Origin of the sequence: Mesorhizobium sp. B1-1-7 (genome assembly GCF_006442705.1) — a bacterium.
Taxonomy (GTDB): domain Bacteria; phylum Pseudomonadota; class Alphaproteobacteria; order Rhizobiales; family Rhizobiaceae; genus Mesorhizobium; species Mesorhizobium opportunistum.
Map to the genome: position 1 here is coordinate 62,811 of NZ_VFWQ01000008.1, position 19,347 is coordinate 82,157.

Sequence of the window (19,347 nt, forward strand, 5' to 3'; positions counted from 1 at the left end):
CATTATGTTGATATGTCGAACAGTGATCAAGCCACGACCTTCGCAGCCGAGGCCAGGCCGCCGATCCCGGCGCTGGCCTATCTTTTGACCGGGTGCATCGCCGTGATCGGCTCGAACTCGCTGGTGCTGGGCCCGATTGCGCCGGCGGTGGCCGCGTCGTTCGCAACCAGCGTACCGGCCGTCATGGCTGCTGCGGCCGCGTTTGGCCTGGGCACCTCGGCAAGCGCCCTGTTCCTGGCACGCTACATCGACCGCCTCGGCGCACGCCGGATGCTGCAGGGGGCGTTGCTGCTGCTGGCGCTGGCACTTGTCGCGAGCGCGGCGGCGCCGACGGTGATCATGCTGGTCGCGGCACAGCTGGTTGCCGGCATCGCCGCCGGCGTCGCCATGCCGGCGATTTATGCCAGCTCCGCGGCGATCGCGCCGCCCGGCCGCGAAAGCGGGACGATCGGCGTCGTGCTCACCGGATGGACGCTCAGCATGGTGGCCGGCGTTTCGCTGTCGGCCGTGCTTGCCGATCTCGTGCATTGGCGCGCCGTCTTCGCAGCCGTGGCGCTCCTCGCGATGCTCGCACTGGCCGGACTCACTATGACGTCGCTGAGCGACATCAGGAAGAGCGGCCCGGCGCCAGCACCGCTGGCCGCACTCGGCATTCCCGGCATTGTGCCGCTTCTCGTCGCCTGCGCGGCCTTCATGACCGCCTTCTACGGTGTCTATGGCTACCTCGGCGACCACCTTCACAGCGGACTGGGCAAGCCGGTGAGCGCCAACGGTTGGGCCGCCCTCGCCTACGGCATCGGTTTCGGCATGGCTGCTCTCCTCGACGGCGTGATCGATCGCCTCGGCGCCCGTCGCGTCATGCCGTTCGCCTATCTGCTTGTCGCCATCGTCTACGTCGCCATTGCCGCGACGAGCGACAGTTTCGGGCTAACCATAGCCATGGTCGCGGTGTGGGGACTTGCCAATCATTTCGGCCTGAATGTCCTGGTGATGCGCCTCTCCGCGCTCGATCCCTCGCGGCGCGGCACGATCATGGGCCTGAACAGCGCGGTGACCTATCTGGCGGTCTTTGTCGGCACCACCGGCTTCGGCCCGCTCTATGCCAGCTTCGGTTTTGCCACCTGCGCGATGATCGCGGCGTTGCTCATGCTGGTCGCCGCCTCGGCGGCGGCATGGCGCACACGCCACTCGAGCAGCACCTGATGGGCCAGCGCGTTGGCGCGGTTGACAGCCGCGCCCTGCCCTTTCATACAAAGCCGTCAATGTTCTCAGGGCGGGGTGAAAGTCCCCACCGGCGGTAAAGGTTTCGACCAAAGCCCGCGAGCGCTTTCCAGTCCACGCGCCAATGCGTGGATTCTTAAGTGCTAGAGCGTCCTTTACGCGTCCAAGAGGACGCGTGGCGCTCTAGTGGAAAGGTCAGCAGATCCGGTGTGATTCCGGAGCCGACGGTATAGTCCGGATGAAAGAGAACGAACGAAAGACGGACCGCCCCGGCGGGCCGGATTTTGTATCGTGCGTCCTGATTCTGGTTCGAAACGGAAGGATGGACCCATGAATCAGCATTCCCACAAAGACTATGACACTGTTCGCATCGCCGTCATTCGCGCGCGCTGGCATGCCGATATCGTCGACCAGTGCGTCGCGGCCTTCGAGGCAGAGCTTTCCGCGCTTGGCAACGGACGCTTTGCGGTCGATGTCTTCGACGTGCCCGGCGCCTACGAGATCCCGCTGCACGCCAAGACCTTGGCCCAGACCGGCCGCTATGCCGCGATCCTGGGGGTGGCGTTCGTCGTCAATGGCGGCATCTACCGGCATGAGTTCGTCGCCGGCGCCGTCATCGACGGCATGATGAATGTGCAGCTGTCGACCGGCGTGCCGGTGCTTTCGGCGGTGCTCACGCCGCACAATTATCACGACAGCGCCGAGCATCACCGCTTCTTCTTCGAGCACTTCACCGTCAAGGGCAAGGAAGCGGCCAATGCCTGTGTTCAGATCCTGGCGGCTCGGGAAAAGATCGCGGCATGAAATGTTCGCAGCCGGGTGGAAATCGCGATAACACCCGGTAGTATTTGCGAAAAGTCGGGAGGATGCCGGTGCAGACCAAGAAAATCATCAATGACGGCAACCGCGCCGTCGAGGAGATGCTCGAAGGGATCCTCGCCGCGCATCCTCGCCACCTCAGGAGCGCGGAAGGCAGCCCGCGCTCGATCATCGCCCGCGACGGGCCGCGACCCGGCAAGGTCGGGCTGGTGATCGGCGGCGGCTCGGGCCATGAGCCGACCTTTCTCGGCTTTGTCGGCAAGGGACTGGCGGACGCGGCGGCCATCGGCAATGTCTTTGCCTCGCCACCACCCGATCCGATCCTCGAATGCGCCAAGGCGGTGAGCGGCGGCGCCGGCGTCCTGTTCATGTACGGCAACTATGCCGGCGACGTGATGAATTTCGACATGGCGGCCGAGATGGCCGGCATGGACGACATCGAGGTGCGCACCGTGCTGACCACCGACGACGTCGCTTCGGCGCCGCGCGACCAGCGGGACAAGCGCCGCGGCGTCGCCGGCAATTTCTTCATCTTCAAGGCAGCTGGTGCGGCCTGCGACCGGATGCTCTCCTTCGACGAGTGCGAGCGCATCGCGCGCAAGGCCAATGACCACACCTTCACCATGGGCGTGGCGCTGTCGCCCTGCTCGCTGCCGCAGACAAGGCGGCCGAATTTCGAGATCGGCGCCGACGAAATGGAGATCGGCATGGGCATCCATGGCGAACCCGGCATCGCGCGCGGCAAGCTCGGGACCGCCGATGAGATCACCGACGAGATGCTGGACAGGATCCTCGCCGAGATGTCGCCTTCGCGTGGCGACAAGGTCGCGGTGCTGGTCAATTCGCTCGGCTCGACGCCGCTGATGGAACTCTACATCATGAACCGCCGGGTCAAGCAAAGGCTCGACGACATCGGTGTTTCCATCCACGCGACCTGGGTCGGCAATTACTGCACGTCGCTGGAGATGGCCGGCGCATCTGTGACCTTGATGCATCTCGACGGCGAACTGCAGACGATGCTCGACCACACTTGTGACTGCGCCATGTTCCGCGCCGGCTGACGAAGGAGCGATCCGTGACCATCGATGCCGCAGACCTGAAAAGAATGTTCGATGAAATCGCCGTGGCGATCGAGACCGACAAGGACCGGCTCTGCCAGCTCGACGGTGTCATCGGCGACGCCGATCACGGCATCGCCATGGCGCTTGGTTTCGGCGCCGTGCGCGATGCGCTGGCATCGCTCGACCTCGCGGCTGTCGAGCCGACCGCGCTGCTCAACGGCGCGGCGAAGTCGTTCCTCAATGCGGTCGGCGCTTCCTCAGGCCCGCTCTATGCGACGGCCTTCATGCGTGCGGCTGCCGCCGTCAAGGGCAAGGCGACGCTGACGGACGCCGAATTCATCGCCCTGTTCCAGGCCATGGCCCAGGGCATCAAGGATCGCGGCAAGGCCGAACCTGGCGAAAAGACGATGATCGATGCCTGGCAGCCGGCGGCCGAAGCGGCCGCGGCCGCGCATGCCGCCGGCAAGATGCTGTCCGAAAGCCTGGCCGCCGCGCTTGCCGCCGCCGAGTCTGGTGCTGAAGCGACCAAGGACATGGTCGCGGCCAAGGGTCGCTCGGCCCGGCTCGGCGAACGCTCGCTCGGGCACATGGACCCGGGTGCGGCCTCGGCGGTCACCGTCATCGGCGCGATGACGAAGGCTTTGGCTTAAGCCTTCGTGGCGTCGAGCCTGTTTATGGCCTGGACATTGCCGGCCGACGGTCCCTTCTCGTCGAACTCGGAAGCCAGCCACGTATCGACGATAGCCTTGGCCAGTTCCGGGCCGATGACGCGGGCGCCCATGGTGATGATCTGCGCGTTGTTGGATTTGGCGGCGCGTTCGGCCGAATAGGTGTCGTGGGTGAGCGCGGCGCGGATGCCCGGCACCTTGTTGGCCGAAATCGAAACGCCGATGCCTGTGCCGCAGAACAGGATGCCGCGATCGTTGTCGCCGTCGACGATCGTCTGGGCGAGCTTTTGCGACAGGTCGGCGTAGTAGCCGGCCTGGCTGAGATCGCTGACGGTGAGACCGGGCTTGGTCGCCAGATGTGCGGCGATGACATCGAGCAGCGGCTTGCCGGCGCTGTCGGCCCCAATGGCTATTTTCATGATCGTGTCCTTTCTTGACTGGATGCGTTTGATTTCAGATCGCGGCCGAGGCGCGGCCGAGGATGTCGATGTAGCCTTGCGCCTGCCAGGCGGAGCGGCCGATGAAGAGACCGTCGACATTGGGCTGACCGATCAGTTCGGCGGCATTGCCGGGGTTGACGCTGCCGCCATAGAGCACCGACGGGACGGACGGCAGCAGGCTACCGGCCACGGCCTTGATCAGTCCCTGCTGCTTGTCGGCATAGTCGGAACTGGCCGGAATGCCCTTGTCGCCGATCGCCCAGACCGGCTCGTAGGCGAACAGGATTGTTGCGCCCTTCACTTCCTCTTCGAGGAATTGCAGCGCACCCTCGACCTGCTTGGCCAGCACGGCATCGGCCTCGCCGCTTTCGCGCTCGGCCAGCGTCTCGCCGACGCAGATCAGCGGTATCAATCCGTGCTTCACGGCCGCCGCCGTCTTCAGGCCGACGGTGCGATCGGTCTCGCCGAAATGCTCGCGCCGTTCGCTGTGGCCGAGTTCGACCAGATCGAGCCCGCAATCGGTCAACATCACGGGTGAAATCTCGCCGGTCCAGGCGCCGGCATCGGCCCAATGCATGTTCTGGGCGCCGACCTTGACCCGCGTCGAGGACAGCGCCTGCTTGACCTGACGCACCGCCGTGAAGGGCGGGATGACGAAGGGTTGGATGCGATCGTCGAAACCAGGGACGAACCCGGCCAGGATCGCGGCGAAATCCATCGCCTCGGCGAGCGTCTTGTTCATCTTCCAGCTTGTACCGACCCAGTAAACCACGCTTGCCGCTCCTTACCCTAGATTTGAACCGTGAGCTCCCGAAGAGAGCTCCGCTTTCGGATCATGGTCCCTTGTCGATCACCGTCAGCGAAACGCCGGCGGCCTCCAGTGCCTCGCGCACTCCAGGCTCCGGCTCGCGCCCGGTGAAGACAGCGTCGAACGCGCTGATATCCGTCAGGAAATGCAGCGCCGTGCGGCCGAACTTGCCGTGATCGACCAGCAGATAGTTGCGGGTGGCGGCCGCCATCATCAGCCGCTTGGACTGCACCACCTCCTGGTCCTGATGGAAGGCGGAAGCGCCATGGATGGCCGATGACGACAGGAAGGCGACATCGGCGCGCAGCGATTTGAGCGAGGCTTCGGCAAGCAGGCCGAAAAAGCCGTGGAATTTCTTGCTGTACTGGCCGCCGAGCGCGATGAGATTGATGCCGCCAGCACCGGCCAGTTCCTGGATGACGGCCAGATTGTTGGAGATCACCGTCAGCGGCCGCAAATCGGCAAGATGCCGCGCAATGCCGCCCGCGGTCGAACCGTCGTCGATGATCACTGTCTGGCCGGGTTCGATCATGGCGACCGCGGCTGCCGCCAGGCGCTGCTTTTCCTCGGTCGCCTGCTTCTGCCGGTAGCGGAAATCGCTTTCGAAGAGGCTGCTCGGCTGGATCGAGGCACCGCCGCGCACCTTGCGCAGGAACCCGCTTTCCTCAAGTTCGTCGAGGTCGCGATGCACGGTCATCTTCGAGATGCCAAAGCGCAAGGCGAGATCATCGACGCTCGCCGCGCCGGCGTCCATCAGGAAATCCATGATGCCTTGCCGTCTGGTATCGCTCTTCATCGCAGCCGACCGCCGAACGGCGCTCCTTGATCGAGCCCAAGAGATAACAGGTATCGTCGCAAAAGTATCATGATTTTTGTTATAATGAGATATTTTCTTGGGATATACCCATGGCTTTCAACACCGTGCTGTAACAAGAATTGCAGCGGGGACCATCTCTGGCGGTTGCGGTCGCGCCGAAATCCGGCCAGAAGCATCGATGGGCTGAACGATGCGCGGACAGTCCGCAACCACAGGTTCGAAACAGATACGGGAGACTAATCGTTGGCTCGCATCACACTGAGACAATTGCTCGATCACGCCGCCGAATATGGCTATGGCGTGCCGGCCTTCAACATGAACAACATGGAACAGGGCCTCGCCATCATGGAGGCGGCGGAAGAGACCAAATCGCCTGTCATCCTTCAGGCAAGCCGCGGTGCACGCGCCTATGCCAATGACGTGGTGCTGGCCAAGCTGATCGATGCGCTGGTCGAAATCCATCCCGACATCCCGGTCTGCATGCATCTCGACCATGGCAACAACGAAGCCACCTGCGTCACCGCGATCCAGTACGGCTTCACCTCGGTGATGATGGACGGTTCGCTGAAGGAAGACGGCAAGTCGCCGGCCGACTACGCATATAATTCCGGCATCACCAAGCGCGTCGTCGACATGGCCCATTGGGGCGGCGTTTCCGTCGAAGGCGAGATCGGCGTGCTCGGCTCGCTCGAGAGCGGCGGCGGCGAGCAGGAAGACGGCCACGGCGTCGAAGGCGCCATCAGCCACGACCAGTTGTTGACCGATCCGGAACAGGCAGTGGAATTCGTCAAGGACACCCATGTTGACGCTCTGGCTGTGGCCATGGGCACCAGCCACGGGGCCTATAAATTCTCGCGCAAGCCCGATGGCGCGGTGCTGGCGATGAACGTCATCGAGGAGATCCACCGCCGCCTGCCGAACATGCATCTGGTCATGCACGGCTCGTCCTCGGTGCCGGAGGACCTGCAGGAGATCATCAACAAGTATGGCGGCCAGATGAAGCCGACCTGGGGCGTGCCGGTGGAAGAGATCCAGCGCGGCATCAAGCACGGCGTGCGCAAGATCAACATCGACACCGACAACCGCATGGCGCTGACCGGCGCCATCCGCAAGGTGCTGACCGAGAACCCGAGCGAGTTCGATCCGCGCAAATATTTGACGCCGGCGATGGCTGCCATGCGCAAGCTTTGCAAGGAGCGGTTCGAGCAGTTCGGCACCGCCGGCAACGCACCGAAAATCAAGCCGCTGCCGGTCTCGGAAATGGCCAAGCGCTACAAGTCGGGCAGCCTCGATCCGAAATTCGGCTGACGACTATCCGACCGGGACGATCCGGTTCAACGGGCGGGCGCCTATCGGCTCCCGCCCGTTTTCTATCCGGCCTTCGGCACGAGGCCAGACCTGCCCGTCTCGATGAAGGGCGCCCAGTAGTCGACCGATTCCCGGATCATGGCGACAACCTGATGATCGACCGGCTCGCGTTCACGGAACGACAGTTCCAGGCAAATCTCATTGTCCGTGCCGCCGCCGCGCCGCACCGTCTCCAGCAGCTTTTCCGGCGTGATGCGGCCGTCCTTGTTGTAAGCCGCTGTGAACGGCCAGTGGCCGCCCTTGTTCATCGACGACTGCTTGATGTGGATGATCGGCGACTTCCTGGGAAAGGCTTCGGCCCAGGCATAGGGATCGATGTCGGCCGGATTGCTGGAGGTGACGTCGCCATGGTCGATGTCGACCATCATCTGCAGCGGAACGGCCATGCCGGCGGCGTCGATCGCGCTTTGCAGCTGCCGGCAGTTCTCGATGGTGTGGCCGAATTCGCGGCCGACCGACATCGGCTCCCAGAACAAATAGCTCAGCCCGGCCGCGCGGGCGTGTTCGGCGACCTCGCGCCAGCACTCCAGTGCGATGTCGAACAGCCGCGCGCGACGCTCCGGGTCGTCGAAGTCGCGATGGGTGAAGATGGCGAACTGCGTGCCCATGCCGCTGGCGCCAAGCTCGGCGGAGATGTCGGCGAAGGTCTTGAACCAGTCGACATAGTAGCGGCGCACATCCGCGTCGGGATGGCCGAAATGGTTGAGCCGGCCGTAAGGGCCGGTCATGCCCGAAGTGACGCGCACGCCGGTGCGGGAGAGCGCGTTGCGAAACAGCCGGACGAATTTGACGATCGTCGCCGCCGGCCAGCCCGGATTGACGAATTCATGCGTGAGCTGAATGTCCCTAATGCCGATGTCATAGGCTATCGTGTCGATCAGGTCGTCCGGTTCGGCGAAGCGGTTGACCAGCGGATTGGTGTTGAGAGAGAGCGTGAAGGCCACAGCCGCGATCCTCTCAGCGCTGTCGCGTGACATTGGCGATGACGGACATCAGCCTGCCCTCGCCAGCCGGTTCGCACACCAATGCTCGAAGGCCGCCCTTTCCTCGGCCGACAGATGCAGCCCATGCTTGGTGCGCCGTTCCAGGATGTCGGCTGAAGTCGCCGCCCACTCCTGTTCGAAGAGATAATTGGCCTCGCGCTCGAAGAAATCCTTGCCGAAACATCGCCCCAATCCAGCGAGCGACCCCGTGGCACCGACCAGAAGGCGGGTCCTGGTGCCGTAGAGCCGCCCATAATGCTTGATCAGCGATGCCGGCATCCACGGATACTCACGGCCAAGGTCGCCGAGGAACTGTTCGAAATCGGCGTTGGCGATGTCGCCGCCGGGCAAATGTTCTTTCGCCGTCCAGGGCTTGCCCATCCGGGGAAAGAACGGGGCTATCCTGTCCAGCGCGTGCTCGGCAAGCTTGCGGAAGGTGGTGATCTTGCCACCGAAGACCGAAAGCAGCGGCGCCTGCGCATCGGGCGCGTCGAGCTCGAAAATATAGTCGCGGGTGACCGCGCTCGGGTTGTCGGCATTGTCGTCGTAGAGCGGCCTGACGCCGGAGAACGAATAGACGACATCGCTGCGCGCAAGGCCGCGCTTGAAATAGCGGTTGATCACCCTGATCAGGTAATCGATCTCGCTCTCATCCGCCGTCACGTCCTCGGGCCGTCCCTCGTAGGGAATGTCGGTGGTGCCGATCAAGGCGAGATCGTTCTGATAGGGATTGATGAAGATCACGCGCTTGTCGCTGTTCTGGACGAGATAGGCGTGCCGTCCCTCCCAGAATTTGGGCACGACGATGTGGCTACCTTTGACCAGGCGCACATTGCGCTTGGAGTTCTGGCCGGCCACGCGGTTGACGATGTCGTTGACCCAGGGGCCGGCGGCGTTGATCAGGGCGCGTGCCCGAACCGTCGTCCTGGCGCCCGTCCCGCCGTCCCGCATCTCGACGACCCATAGGCCGTTCTCGCGGCGCGCGGCGGTGCAGGCGGTGCGGGTGAAAACCTTGGCGCCGCGCTCGGCGGCGTCGAGCGCGTTGATGACGACGAGGCGGGCATCGTCGACCCAGCAGTCGGAATATTCGAAGCCGCGCTTGAAGCTGTCGTTGATCGGCGCACCCTCGGGCGCCGTGCGCAGGTCGAGCGTGCGGGTCGCCGGCAGCCGTTTGCGGCCACCGAGATGGTCGTAGAGGAACAGGCCGAGCCGCACCAGCCAGGCCGGCCGGTCGTCCGGGCTGTGCGGCAGCACGAAGCGCATTGGCCAGATAATGTGCGGCGCCGATTCCAGCAGCACCTCGCGCTCGATCAGCGCCTCGCGCACCAGGCGGAATTCGTAGTATTCGAGGTAGCGCAGGCCGCCATGGACGAGCTTGCCCGAGCGCGAGCTGGTGCCTTCGGCAAGATCGTCCTTTTCGCACAGGATGACGGAAAGGCCGCGGCCCGCAGCATCGCGCGCGATGCCGGCGCCGTTGACGCCGCCGCCGACGACGAAGAGGTCGACGATTTCGGTGCCGCCGCTCATCCCGCTCTGGCCTCGATGCCGGATTGGTATGCCATGACCGCCACCCTCAGCACGGATTGACGGGAGGAAGGCCGGCGATGTAGCGGCGCACCTCTTCGGCGGCCTGCTCCGCGGCATAGGTCACGGTTCGCACCGAGGCACCAGCGATATGCGGCGTCAGCGTCACGTTGGGGAGCTGCAGCAAAGGCCAATCCGACGGCACCGGTTCGACCGCGAACGTCTCAAGCATGGCGCTGGCGATCTGCCCCGAAACCAGCGCCTCGTAGAGTGCGTCATAATCGACCAGCGGCCCGCGCGCGGTGTTGACGAAGATCACGCCGGGCTTCATCCGCGCGATGGTGTCCTTGCCGATCAGGCCGCGCGTCTCCTCGGTCACCCTGGAATGCAGCGTGACCACGTCGGAGCGGGACAGGAGATCGTCCAGCCCAACCAATTCGACGCCGGCATTGCGATCCTCCGCGCTCAATTGCACATAGGGGTCGCTGACCAGGACGTGGCAGCCGAAGGCACGCAGCAGCCGGACCACCTTGGTGCCGATATTGCCATAGCCGACGACGCCGACGGTCATTTCGCCGAGTTCTCGGCCGGTGCGGTCGGCGCGGTAGAGATCGCCGCGCCATTCTCCCTTGCGCAAGGCCTCATGGCCGACCCGGATCAGCCGCGTTTCGACCAGGATGGCGCCGATGGTGAACTCGGCGACGGCAGTGGCGTTGCGGCCGGGCACGTTGACCACGGTGATGCCGTGATCCCTGGCCGCGGCCATGTCGATGTTGATCGGGCCGCCGCGCGATACCGCGACCAGTTTGAGCGCCGGCAGGCGGCCCATCATCCCCTCCGACAGGGGCGCGAGCTGGGTGACGAGGATCTCGGCATCGCCGATGAAATCGACGACCTCGTCGGGATGGCCGAAATATTCCTTGACCTTGTCGAGGCCGAGCGCCGGATTGCCGAACTCCATCGGCTCGTCGGGCCAGGCCGTCTGCAATGTGCGGATATCGAGATCGCCACTCGCGACCTTCTCGATTTTGGCGCGAAACACCTCCGGAAGCATGAAGTTGTCGCCAATGATCGCAATTTTCCTGGGCATACTCGACTTCTCAATTTGCCTGCACTGAAGCCATCGCGCGCCAGACCGGCCGCAACGCCTGGTGCGCCAACATGTAGGATGGGGTCATCTTGTCGTAGATCGCGGCGAGGCTGCGGTCGCTCGGCTCGGCATCGCCGAGCAGCGGCGTCACCCATTCGCCGACGCACGCGTCCATCGACGGGTAGAGACCGACGCCGACAGCGGCGATCATCGCGGCACCAGCGGCACCCGCCTCCTCGCGCGCGCTGGTGCGGATGTCGGCGCCCAGCGCGGCACCAAGGATCTTGCGCAACGCCGGGCTTCTGGCGGCGCCGCCGGTGAGGCGGACTTCGCGCGGCAGCGGCCCCATGGCGGCGTAGCAGTCGCGCGCAGCGAACGCCAACCCCTCGAAGACGGCGCGGACGAGGTCGGCATAGCCATGCCGCGAGGAAATGCCGACGAAGCCTGCCCGCGCATTGGCATCGACGAACGGTCCGCGCTCGCCGGCTTCCGACACATAGGGCTGATAGAGCAGCGAGGCGGGCTGCGAGGCGGCGATCCAGGCATCGACCAGCGCGATCATCTCGCCATTGCTGCGCGAAATGCCTTGCGAGGCGAGAATGCCCGAGGCAAGCCCGAGGACCCAATCGATGTTGAGCGTCGCCGCCATGTTCGACTGCATCTGCGCAAACACGCCGGGCGCTGGCATCGCCATCGTGTAGCCGGTCGCCGCTTCATTGAGCTGCACGTCGTCGGGGGTCTCGGCCAGCCGCATGTGCATGCCGGTGGAGCCGATGATCGAGCAGCCGGGCTTGCGCTCGCGGTCGAGCAGGCCGGCGCCGAGCGCGGTGCAGACGACGTCGACATAGCCGAGCACCACAGGCGTGCCGGCCAGCATCCCGGTGGCGTCCGCCGCCGCCTGCGACAGGCCGGTGCTGTGCCTTGTGCCGTCGACGATCGGCGGCAGCAGATGCCTGAGATCGGTAACGCCGAGCACGTCGAGCACCTCGTCGCTGTAGTCGCGGGTGTGGAAGTCGCCGAAGGTGAAGGTTCCCTCGGACGGGTCGGTGGCGCGCTCGCCGGTCAGCTTAAAATAGAGCCAGTCCTTGCAATGGAACGCGGTTGCCGCCTTGCCGAGCATTTCGGGCATGTTGCGCTTCATGAACACGAACTGCGAGCCCTGCTGGCAAGCGGCGAGCCCGCTGCCGGTCTTTTCGAAGCGCAGCCGATCCTGCGGCCGCGCGCGGATTTCCTCGACGATTGCCGCCGCGCGCGCGTCGAGCCAGAGCCAGCCCTTCGCCACCGGCTCGCCCTTGCCGTCGATCAGCCAGGTGCCGTCGCCCTGCCCGGTCACCGCGATTGCCACGGTCCGGCTGGCGAGATCGGGCACCTTGTCGGCGAGCTGGCGCAAGGTTGTGGCGGCATCGCTCCATGTTCGCGCCAAATCCTGTTCGGCGCCGCCGCCCGGCAATGTCTCATAGTGGTTCGGCAGCGCGGCGGCGGCGATCTGCCGGCCCGCCGTGTCGAAGGCGATGGATTTGATGATCGACGTGCCGGCATCGATGCCGATCAGGACATCACCCATCACGCAAGCTCCCTGCCGTGCGAAATGGCCTCGCCGCTCGCCTGATCGAAGACGTGCAGGTTCCCGGGATCGATGCTGACGTTGATCGGCGCACCCAGATCCAAGCGCGTGCGGTCATGTTCGACGAGGACCAGCGAACCGCCAGCAAAGTCGGCGGCGATATGGGTCTGGTCGCCGAGCCATTGGTTGGCCGAGACCCTGGCCGGAACGCCCTCCTTCGAGCGCCGCACGGCGTAGGGCCTGATGCCGATAACGACCCGCTCGCGGCTCAGCAGTTGATCGCGGACCGGAGCGCTGAAGGCGTCCTTGTCGTAGTCGAGCGACAGGCCGTCGGGCAGCCGCAGGCTGATGCGGCCGGCAGTGGCGCCGACATAGGCCTCGAAGACGTTCATCGGCGGTTCGCCGACGAAGGTGCCGGTGAACAGGTTCGCGGGACGCTCCTTGATCTGGTCCGGCGTGTCGAACTGCTGAAGCACCCCGCCCTCCATCACCGCGATGCGGTCGGCAAGCGCATTGGCCTCGGTCTGGTCGTGGGTGACCAGGATCGCGGTCAGGCCGCGCTCCTTGATGAAGTGCTTGATGCGGCCGCGCAGCACGGCGCGAAGCTGCGGTTCGAGCTGACCCATCGGCTCGTCCAGAAGATGCAGGTCGGCCTCGCGGATCAGCGCCCGGCCGAGACTGGCGCGCTGCTGCTGGCCGCCGGAGATGGAGCTCGGATAGCGCTCCAGTATGTCCTCGATCTCGAGCAGCTTGGCGATGCTGGCGACCTTCGCGTCGACCTCGCTTTTCGGCAGCCTCGCCGCCTTGAGCGCGAAGGCCATGTTCTCGCGCACGGTCAGCGGCGGATAAAGCGAATAACCCTCGAAGGCCATCGCCACGTTGCGCTTGACCGGCGGCAAGGTGTGCACCTGCCGGCCGCCGACCGAAATCGCACCGCGCGACACCTCTTCGAAGCCGGCGATCATGCGCAGCGTCGAGGTCTTGCCGCAGCCCGACGAGCCAAGCAGGGCGACGATCTCGCCCTTGCCGATTTCCATCGTCAGGTTCTTGACGGCATGAACGCCCCGGTCGATCGGACCATAGAACTTGTCGACACCGGAAATGGTGAGTGCGGTCGGGCTCATGCCGCTTCTCCGCTGCGCAGATTGAGGACGTTCTTGGAGCCGATGCGGTCGCCGCTGGCCTGATCGAACAGCAAGGCGCTCTTGCCGTCGACGGCGATATGGGCCTTGCCTTCGCTGCGGCCCGGCGTTCCGGCCGGCCGCGAGACCAGGATCTCGCGGCCGCGCACGGTGCGCACCAGCGTGACGATCTTTTCGTTGAGCGGCGTCTCGGCCTCGACCGTCACCGGAATGGCGCCGGGCACGCCTTCCTCGACGAAGCCGAGCGCTTCGGGCCGCAGGCCGATCACGCAGTCACGGCCGACTGCGGTTTCGTAGGCGCCGGCCAGATGCACCTGAACGTTGGACAGGCCGACATAGATGCCCTTGGCGTCGCGCGCGGGCTTGACGTCGAGCAGGTTGATGGTGGGATCGCCGAACAGCCGCGCAATCTCGATATTGGCCGGCTCGCGATAGATCTGCTCGGGCGTGCCGAGCTGCCTGATGACGCCTTGCGACATCACCGCGATGCGGTCGCCGAGCGCCATGGCTTCCTTGTAGTCCTGGGTGACGTAGACGACGGTAGCACCGCGATCGGCGAGCAGCCTCGGAAGTTCGAGCCGCATCTCGAAGCGAAGCTTGGCGTCGACATTGCGCAAGGGATCGTCAAGCAGCAGAAGCGGCGGCGAGCCGACCAAAGCGCGGGCAAGCGCTGTACGCTGCTTCTGGCCGTTGGAGAGCGCACGCGGCTTATGGGAAAGCACATGGGCGATCTTCAACAGCTTGGCGACGCTCTCGACGCCGGCCTTGATCGCGCCTTGCGACGAACGCTTGGCGGCCAGCGGCGTGGCGATGTTGTCGAAGGCGGTCATATGCGGAAACAGGGCGAAATTCTGGAACGCCATGCCGACGCCGCGGAACTCCGCATCGACATCGGTCATGTCGTCGCCGCCGATGAATATCTTGCCTTCATCCGGGTCGATGACGCCGGCAACTAGCCGCAGCAGCACCGTCTTGCCGGCGCCAGAGGGTCCGAATAGGACGAGGGTTTCGCCGTCGGCAACCGTCAGCGACAGATTGTCGAGGACGGTCTGGCTCTTGTAGCGCTTGACGACATTTTTAAGTTCGAGGCTGGCCATATCTATCCTTTCACCGCGCCAAGCGACAGGCCTTCGACGAGATAGCGCTGCGCATAAAGCGCGAGCGCCAGGGTCGGCGTGATCGAGAGCACGATGGCCGCCGAAATCTGGCCGTACTGGATGCCCGAGGAAGTGATGAAGGCAAGCGCGCCGACTGTCACCGGCTGCTTGTCGGCCGAGGCCAGCACCAGCGCGAAGACGAAATTATTCCAGGCGAAGATGAAGGCAAGCAGGCCGGCGGCGGCGATGCCGGGACCGGCGAGCGGCAGCGCGATCTTGCGGAAGGTGGCGAACCAGGAATGGCCACCGATGCGGTAGGCATATTCGATGTCGGCCGGAATATCCTCAAAATAGCCGCGCACGATCCACAGGATCAGCGGCAGGCAGATCAGCTGGTAGACCCAGATCAGTCCGATATAGGTGTTGGCGAGCCCCAGCTTCTGAAAATAGAGGGTGAGCGGCAGGAGCACCAGCAGCGCCGGCGCGAACTTGAACGACAGCAGCGTGAAGGCGATGTCCTCCGAGCCACGAAATTTGTGCCGCGCGAAGGCGTAGGCGGCCGGCACGCCGAGCAGCAGCGAGACCGCGACGGATGTCACCGACAGGAATACCGAATTCCACAAATTGCGCATGAAGGCGATGTCGAGCGTGCCTGCGGCGGTCATCAGCTTGCCGGTGATCAGGGCGGTATAGTTGGCGAGCGTCGGCTCGAAGATCAGCTGCGGGGGAATGCGCAGGATGGTCTCGTTGGTCTGGAACGACATCATGAAGATCCAGACGATCGGGAACATGAAGAAGATCACCACCAGCGTCAGCGCCACGCCGCGCAGAATGCGTTCGAGAAGCGAGGTGTGTTCCATCGCCGCCTCCTATGCCTGTCCACGGGCGCGTTCGCGCAGCCGCAGCCAGTTCTTGATGAAGATGTTGGAGAGGAAATAGGTGATCGCCCATAGGATGATCATCAGCGCCGCCGAACGGCCGACATTGGTCGACTGGAAGAAATTGAGATAGGCCTCGACCTGGAAGACGGTCAGCGTGTCGCCTGGTCCGCCCTGCGTCATGGCATAGATGATGTCGAACTGCTGGATGGAATCGAGCAGCCGGAACAATGTCGCGGTCAGGATATAGGGCGTCAGCATCGGCAGCGTGATGCGGAAGAAGACGAAGCTCCGCGGCACGCCATCAAGCGCGGCGGCCTCGAAAGGCTGCGTCGGCAAGCTGCGCAGGCCGGCAAGCAGCAGGATCATGATGAAGGGCGTGTAGACCCAGATGTCGACGAGCACGACCGTGAACAGCGCCGTCGACGGCGAGGAGGCCCAGCGGAAATCCTGCAGGCCGATCAGGCTGGCGAGATAGCTCAGCACGCCGAAGCCGGGATTGGTCATCAGCTTCCACATGAGTGCTGCAAGCGCGGGCGCCGTCATCAGCGGCATCAAGAGCATGATCGAGATGAAATTGTTCAGCGTCGAGCGCTTCTGCAGCAGCAGGGCGATGGCGAGGCCCAGAAGCAGTTCCAGCACGACGGTGGTGCCGGCATAGAGCAGCGAGATCTTGAGCGTGTTCCAGAACTTCGGATCGGTGAAGAAGGAGATGTAGTTGTCGCCCCAGTTGAACTGGCGCGCCCAGGGCTGGCTCAGCCGGTAACGCTGGAACGAATAGACCACCGAGGTCAGGAACGGGATCAGGATGCCGATGCAGACCAGCAAGGCCGGCAGGCTGAGCACATAGGGCAGCACCCTCTTGCTGATCCTGAAGCCGGATGGCTTGGGCCTTTGCGATACCACCGCAGTCATCGAGCTGCTCCGTTGTTACTGTCGCTTCGCCCTTGCCGGCCGCCTAAGGGAGCAAGGCGACCGGTCGGGCGAAATGGCGGCGCTTTTTCTCGAGCATCGGATTTTCCCAAAACCGGATTCCACTTTTGGGTCCGATGCTCGCTTTTTCTCGAGCATCGGATTTTCCCAAAACCGGATTCCACTTTTGGGTCCGATGCTCAAGGCACCGCATCGCAAACAAGAAAAAGTGTGACGAGGGCCGGCCCGTCAAGCAGGCCGGTCCTCGTTGCGACTTAACCGAGACCGGCTTCCTTGAGCTGGCCGTTGATGCTTTCGGCCAGCTTGTCGAGGCCCTCGTCGACCGGCACCTCCTTGGACACCATCTTCTGCAGCGTTGCCGCCCATTCGGTGGTGAGGTCGAAGAACAGCGGCTGTGCGGTGAACTTGATGCTGGCGCCCGGCGCCGAGGCGTCGAACATCTCGACGTAGCCCGGATAGCTCTTGTTCAGCTTCTCGCGGAACATCTCGTCCTTCCAGACCGACTGGCGGACCGGATTGACGAAGTCCATCTTGGTGGCGCCGAACAGCCCATGCTCCGGCCCCGAGGCCCATTGCATGAAGTACCAGGTAGCGTCCTTGTCCTTCGAGAAATTGGACATCGACAGCGACCAGATCCAGATGTTCGGCGTCGGCGCCTTGGCGTCCGGGTTGGCCTTGAAGGAGGCGAAGGCAAGCTTGCCGGCCATCTTGTTGTCGCCGCCATTCATGAAGTAGCCGAGGATGTCGGCGTCGAAGATCATGGCCGAGGCGCCGGCGCCGAGATCGGTTCCGACCTGATACCAGGTGTAGGTCGACCAGTCCTTGGGGCCGCTCTCCTGGATCATCTGAACCCACTGCTTGTGGAAAGCCTTGGATTGCGCGGTGTTCATGGCGGCCGACAATTTGCCGTCGGCCGACACATTCAAGTCCTTCTGGTCGAAGTTGGCGTAGGCCGACAGGAAGCCCGGATGGATCGTCGCCCAGGAGCGCGAGCCGCGCACGCCGATGCCGTAGACGCCGCCGCCGACATCCTTGGTGAGCTTGGCCGCGGCGGCCACCATCTCGTCCATGTTGCCGGGGACCTTGACGCCCGCCTTGTCGAACATTCCCTTGTTATAGGTGATGTTGTTCTGCTCGAAGCCCCACGGAATGCACCACTGCTTGGCGTCCTCCGAACCCAGCGCGCCGCCCGGCTTGCCGTTCCAGGCACAGGAATTCCTGACGCCGGGCAGGAAATCGTCCCAGGCATAGTTCGGGTTGGTCTTGGCCGGGTCCTTGATCCATTCGTTGAGATCGGTGATCCAGCCGGCGGGACCATAGGTCCAGGTCATGTAGGCGCCGGTCATGAAGGCGTCGTATTCGGGCGAGCTTGCCGACAGTGCCGCCGTGACCTTGTCGAAATAGACGTCTTCGGGGAACACGTCATAGACGACGTTCATGCCGGTCAGCTGCTTGAAGTTCTCCAGATCGGCGATCATGGCATCGGCATAGGGATGCTTGTTGAGCAGGAGCTTGATGGTCTTGCCCTTGTGCGCCTGCCAGTCGAAGTCGGCGGCGAGCGCTCGGGTCTGCCCCAGATTGAGCAGCGTGCCGGCGGTGCCGGCGGCAAGGCCCATCGCACCCAGGCCCTTGATCAGTCCGCGACGGTCGACTTGTCCGCGCAGGAAGGCGTCAATGAGGTCTTTCTCTTTCTCATGCATTTCGTCTTCTCCTCCACAGGGTAGTTTCAACTGAACGGTTGCCGGCTACCCGACCGGCGTCTCTTCCACGAGCGATCGTGCCGTCCGCTCGTCGGTTATCAGGCCCTTGAGATAGCGGCCTTCCAGCACCGCCTTGATGGCACGAACCTTGATCTTGCCGCCGGCGACGGCGACGATCCGGCGGCTGGCAATGTCCTCACGCGCCAAAGCCAGCGCCCGGTTGGAAACGGTCGTCGCCACCGCATTGCCGGCGCCGTCGAAGAAATGGCCAAGCAATTCGCCGACGCCGCCATTGCGGCGGATCTCCTCCATCTCGCCTTTCTCGATCATGCCGGTGGCGACCAGGGACGCCTCGCGTTCGGCGGTGCCTATGCCGGCGAACAACAGGTCGGCGGATCTGGCGAGGTCGAAGACCTCGTTGATGCCCTTCTGGCCGAGCAGGACAGTCCGGTCTTCGGCCGTGTTGGCGAACATCGGCACCGGCATCACATAGGCTTCGGCGCCGGTGCGCTCGGCGAGGCGGTGGATGACATCATGCGGATTGGCCGAGAATTTCCGCGTCAGGCCGCCAAGCAACGAAACAAAACGGATCCGGTCGGTCGAGGTGCGCGGCAGATATTCGACGCAGGCGGCCAACGTGCGGCCATGGCCGACACCGATCAGCGCCTGCTCGCCGCGTTCGATCTCGCGCTTGAGGAACTGCGCGCCGGCGATGCCGAGCGCCTTGAGCGGCAGATCCTCGGCGTCAAAATCAGGAACGACTTCGCAGTAGTCGAGGCCGTAGCGGCGGGACAGTTCGTCCTCGAGCTCGACGCATTCCGAAACTTCGCCGTCGATATAGACCTTCACCAGCCCTTCCTGGTTGGCCTTGGTGATGAGGCGGTGAGCCTTGAGGCTGGTCAGCCCCAGTCGCTTGGCAACCTCGGACTGGGTCATGCCGCCGGCGTAATGAAGCCACGCGGCGCGCGCCGCCATGCTGCTTTCATCGTCGCGCAGGAGACCGTTGCCGAACCCTACCATTTCCACCCTATGATATTTTTATCAGTTGCTGCAAAATTTTTCACAAGGCTTCGCCAGAGTCAAGCGTCGCCGTTCAAATCGCGTGGCGGCGTGGTTTTGCGGAGCTGCCCGGGCGTCCCGCCGGAACTTCGGGAGCGAGAAAAGGTTTAGATCGACATCCCGGTGTCGCGGCATGCCAGGAAGGCACGGGCCAGAAGGCGCGGGGCCAGGAAGG

General features: G+C 64.1%; 18 protein-coding genes and 1 riboswitch. Of the genes, 5 read left to right on the forward strand and 13 right to left on the reverse strand.

The window, feature by feature from the left end; translation table 11 throughout:
* Positions 1 to 12: 12 nt before the first annotated feature.
* The 4 genes from FJ978_RS15040 (at position 13) to dhaL (ending at position 3,751) form a co-directional block, all read left to right on the forward strand.
* Positions 13 to 1,203, forward strand: coding sequence for an MFS transporter (locus tag FJ978_RS15040; RefSeq protein ID WP_140572732.1), 1,191 nt, complete (start codon positions 13 to 15; stop codon positions 1,201 to 1,203).
* Between the two features lie 57 nt (positions 1,204 to 1,260).
* Positions 1,261 to 1,475: riboswitch (FMN riboswitch) on the forward strand.
* A gap of 76 nt (positions 1,476 to 1,551) precedes the next feature.
* Positions 1,552 to 2,025 carry a 6,7-dimethyl-8-ribityllumazine synthase gene (locus FJ978_RS15045; RefSeq protein ID WP_140572733.1) on the forward strand — a complete coding sequence of 158 codons (474 nt, stop codon included), beginning with the start codon at positions 1,552 to 1,554 and terminating at the stop codon, positions 2,023 to 2,025.
* 68 nt (positions 2,026 to 2,093) lie between these two features.
* Positions 2,094 to 3,101, forward strand: a complete 1,008-nt coding sequence (locus FJ978_RS15050) for a dihydroxyacetone kinase subunit DhaK (protein ID WP_140572734.1) — start codon at positions 2,094 to 2,096, stop codon at positions 3,099 to 3,101.
* A 14-nt stretch (positions 3,102 to 3,115) separates the two neighbouring features.
* Positions 3,116 to 3,751, forward strand: coding sequence for a dihydroxyacetone kinase subunit DhaL (dhaL, locus tag FJ978_RS15055; protein ID WP_140572735.1), 636 nt, complete (start codon positions 3,116 to 3,118; stop codon positions 3,749 to 3,751).
* Here dhaL and FJ978_RS15060 read toward each other — a convergent pair.
* The 3 genes from FJ978_RS15060 to FJ978_RS15070 all read right to left on the reverse strand — a co-directional run bounded on the left by FJ978_RS15060 (position 3,748) and on the right by FJ978_RS15070 (position 5,813).
* A complete protein-coding gene (locus tag FJ978_RS15060) occupies positions 3,748 to 4,188 on the reverse strand; it encodes an RpiB/LacA/LacB family sugar-phosphate isomerase (protein WP_140572736.1) in 441 nt (146 codons plus the stop codon). The genes dhaL and FJ978_RS15060 overlap by 4 nt on opposite strands.
* Positions 4,189 to 4,222: 34 nt before the next feature.
* Positions 4,223 to 4,981 carry a triose-phosphate isomerase gene (locus tag FJ978_RS15065; protein ID WP_140572737.1) on the reverse strand — a complete coding sequence of 253 codons (759 nt, stop codon included), beginning with the start codon at positions 4,979 to 4,981 and terminating at the stop codon, positions 4,223 to 4,225.
* A gap of 61 nt (positions 4,982 to 5,042) precedes the next feature.
* Positions 5,043 to 5,813, reverse strand: a complete 771-nt coding sequence (locus tag FJ978_RS15070; RefSeq protein WP_013896829.1) for a DeoR/GlpR family DNA-binding transcription regulator — start codon at positions 5,811 to 5,813, stop codon at positions 5,043 to 5,045.
* Positions 5,814 to 6,077: 264 nt separating this feature from the next.
* Here FJ978_RS15070 and fba point away from each other — a divergent pair, with 264 nt between their 5' ends.
* Positions 6,078 to 7,142, forward strand: coding sequence for a class II fructose-bisphosphate aldolase (fba, locus tag FJ978_RS15075; RefSeq protein WP_010914722.1), 1,065 nt, complete (start codon positions 6,078 to 6,080; stop codon positions 7,140 to 7,142).
* A gap of 62 nt (positions 7,143 to 7,204) precedes the next feature.
* Here the strand turns inward: fba and FJ978_RS15080 are convergent, their stop codons facing one another.
* From FJ978_RS15080 to FJ978_RS15125, 10 genes are all read right to left on the reverse strand, one after another.
* Complete coding sequence (locus tag FJ978_RS15080) at positions 7,205 to 8,146, reverse strand: TIM barrel protein (RefSeq protein ID WP_140572738.1); 942 nt, start codon at positions 8,144 to 8,146, stop codon at positions 7,205 to 7,207.
* 48 nt (positions 8,147 to 8,194) lie between these two features.
* Positions 8,195 to 9,712, reverse strand: a complete 1,518-nt coding sequence (locus FJ978_RS15085) for a glycerol-3-phosphate dehydrogenase (RefSeq protein WP_140572739.1) — start codon at positions 9,710 to 9,712, stop codon at positions 8,195 to 8,197.
* Between the two features lie 46 nt (positions 9,713 to 9,758).
* The gene (locus FJ978_RS15090) at positions 9,759 to 10,799 is read right to left on the reverse strand and encodes a 2-hydroxyacid dehydrogenase (RefSeq protein ID WP_140572740.1); all 1,041 of its coding nucleotides are present in this window, start codon (positions 10,797 to 10,799) and stop codon (positions 9,759 to 9,761) included.
* Positions 10,800 to 10,809: 10 nt separating this feature from the next.
* Entirely contained in the window at positions 10,810 to 12,363 is a 1,554-nt protein-coding gene (locus tag FJ978_RS15095) for an FGGY-family carbohydrate kinase (RefSeq protein WP_140572741.1), read from the reverse strand.
* A complete protein-coding gene (locus FJ978_RS15100) occupies positions 12,363 to 13,487 on the reverse strand; it encodes an ABC transporter ATP-binding protein (RefSeq protein WP_140572742.1) in 1,125 nt (374 codons plus the stop codon). Before FJ978_RS15100 ends, FJ978_RS15095 begins: the two co-directional genes overlap by 1 nt.
* Complete coding sequence (locus FJ978_RS15105; protein ID WP_013896835.1) at positions 13,484 to 14,602, reverse strand: ABC transporter ATP-binding protein; 1,119 nt, start codon at positions 14,600 to 14,602, stop codon at positions 13,484 to 13,486. The genes FJ978_RS15100 and FJ978_RS15105 overlap by 4 nt, the downstream gene beginning before the upstream one ends.
* A gap of 2 nt (positions 14,603 to 14,604) precedes the next feature.
* Positions 14,605 to 15,462 (reverse strand): carbohydrate ABC transporter permease, encoded by an 858-nt coding sequence (locus FJ978_RS15110; RefSeq protein ID WP_013896836.1) that lies wholly within the window; start codon positions 15,460 to 15,462, stop codon positions 14,605 to 14,607.
* A gap of 9 nt (positions 15,463 to 15,471) precedes the next feature.
* On the reverse strand, positions 15,472 to 16,395 hold the full coding sequence (locus tag FJ978_RS15115) for a sugar ABC transporter permease (protein ID WP_013896837.1): 924 nt from the start codon (positions 16,393 to 16,395) through the stop codon (positions 15,472 to 15,474).
* 272 nt (positions 16,396 to 16,667) lie between these two features.
* Positions 16,668 to 18,113, reverse strand: a complete 1,446-nt coding sequence (locus FJ978_RS15120) for an extracellular solute-binding protein (RefSeq protein ID WP_013896838.1) — start codon at positions 18,111 to 18,113, stop codon at positions 16,668 to 16,670.
* 45 nt (positions 18,114 to 18,158) lie between these two features.
* On the reverse strand, positions 18,159 to 19,133 hold the full coding sequence (locus FJ978_RS15125) for a sugar-binding transcriptional regulator (RefSeq protein WP_013896839.1): 975 nt from the start codon (positions 19,131 to 19,133) through the stop codon (positions 18,159 to 18,161).
* Positions 19,134 to 19,347 lie beyond the last annotated feature (214 nt).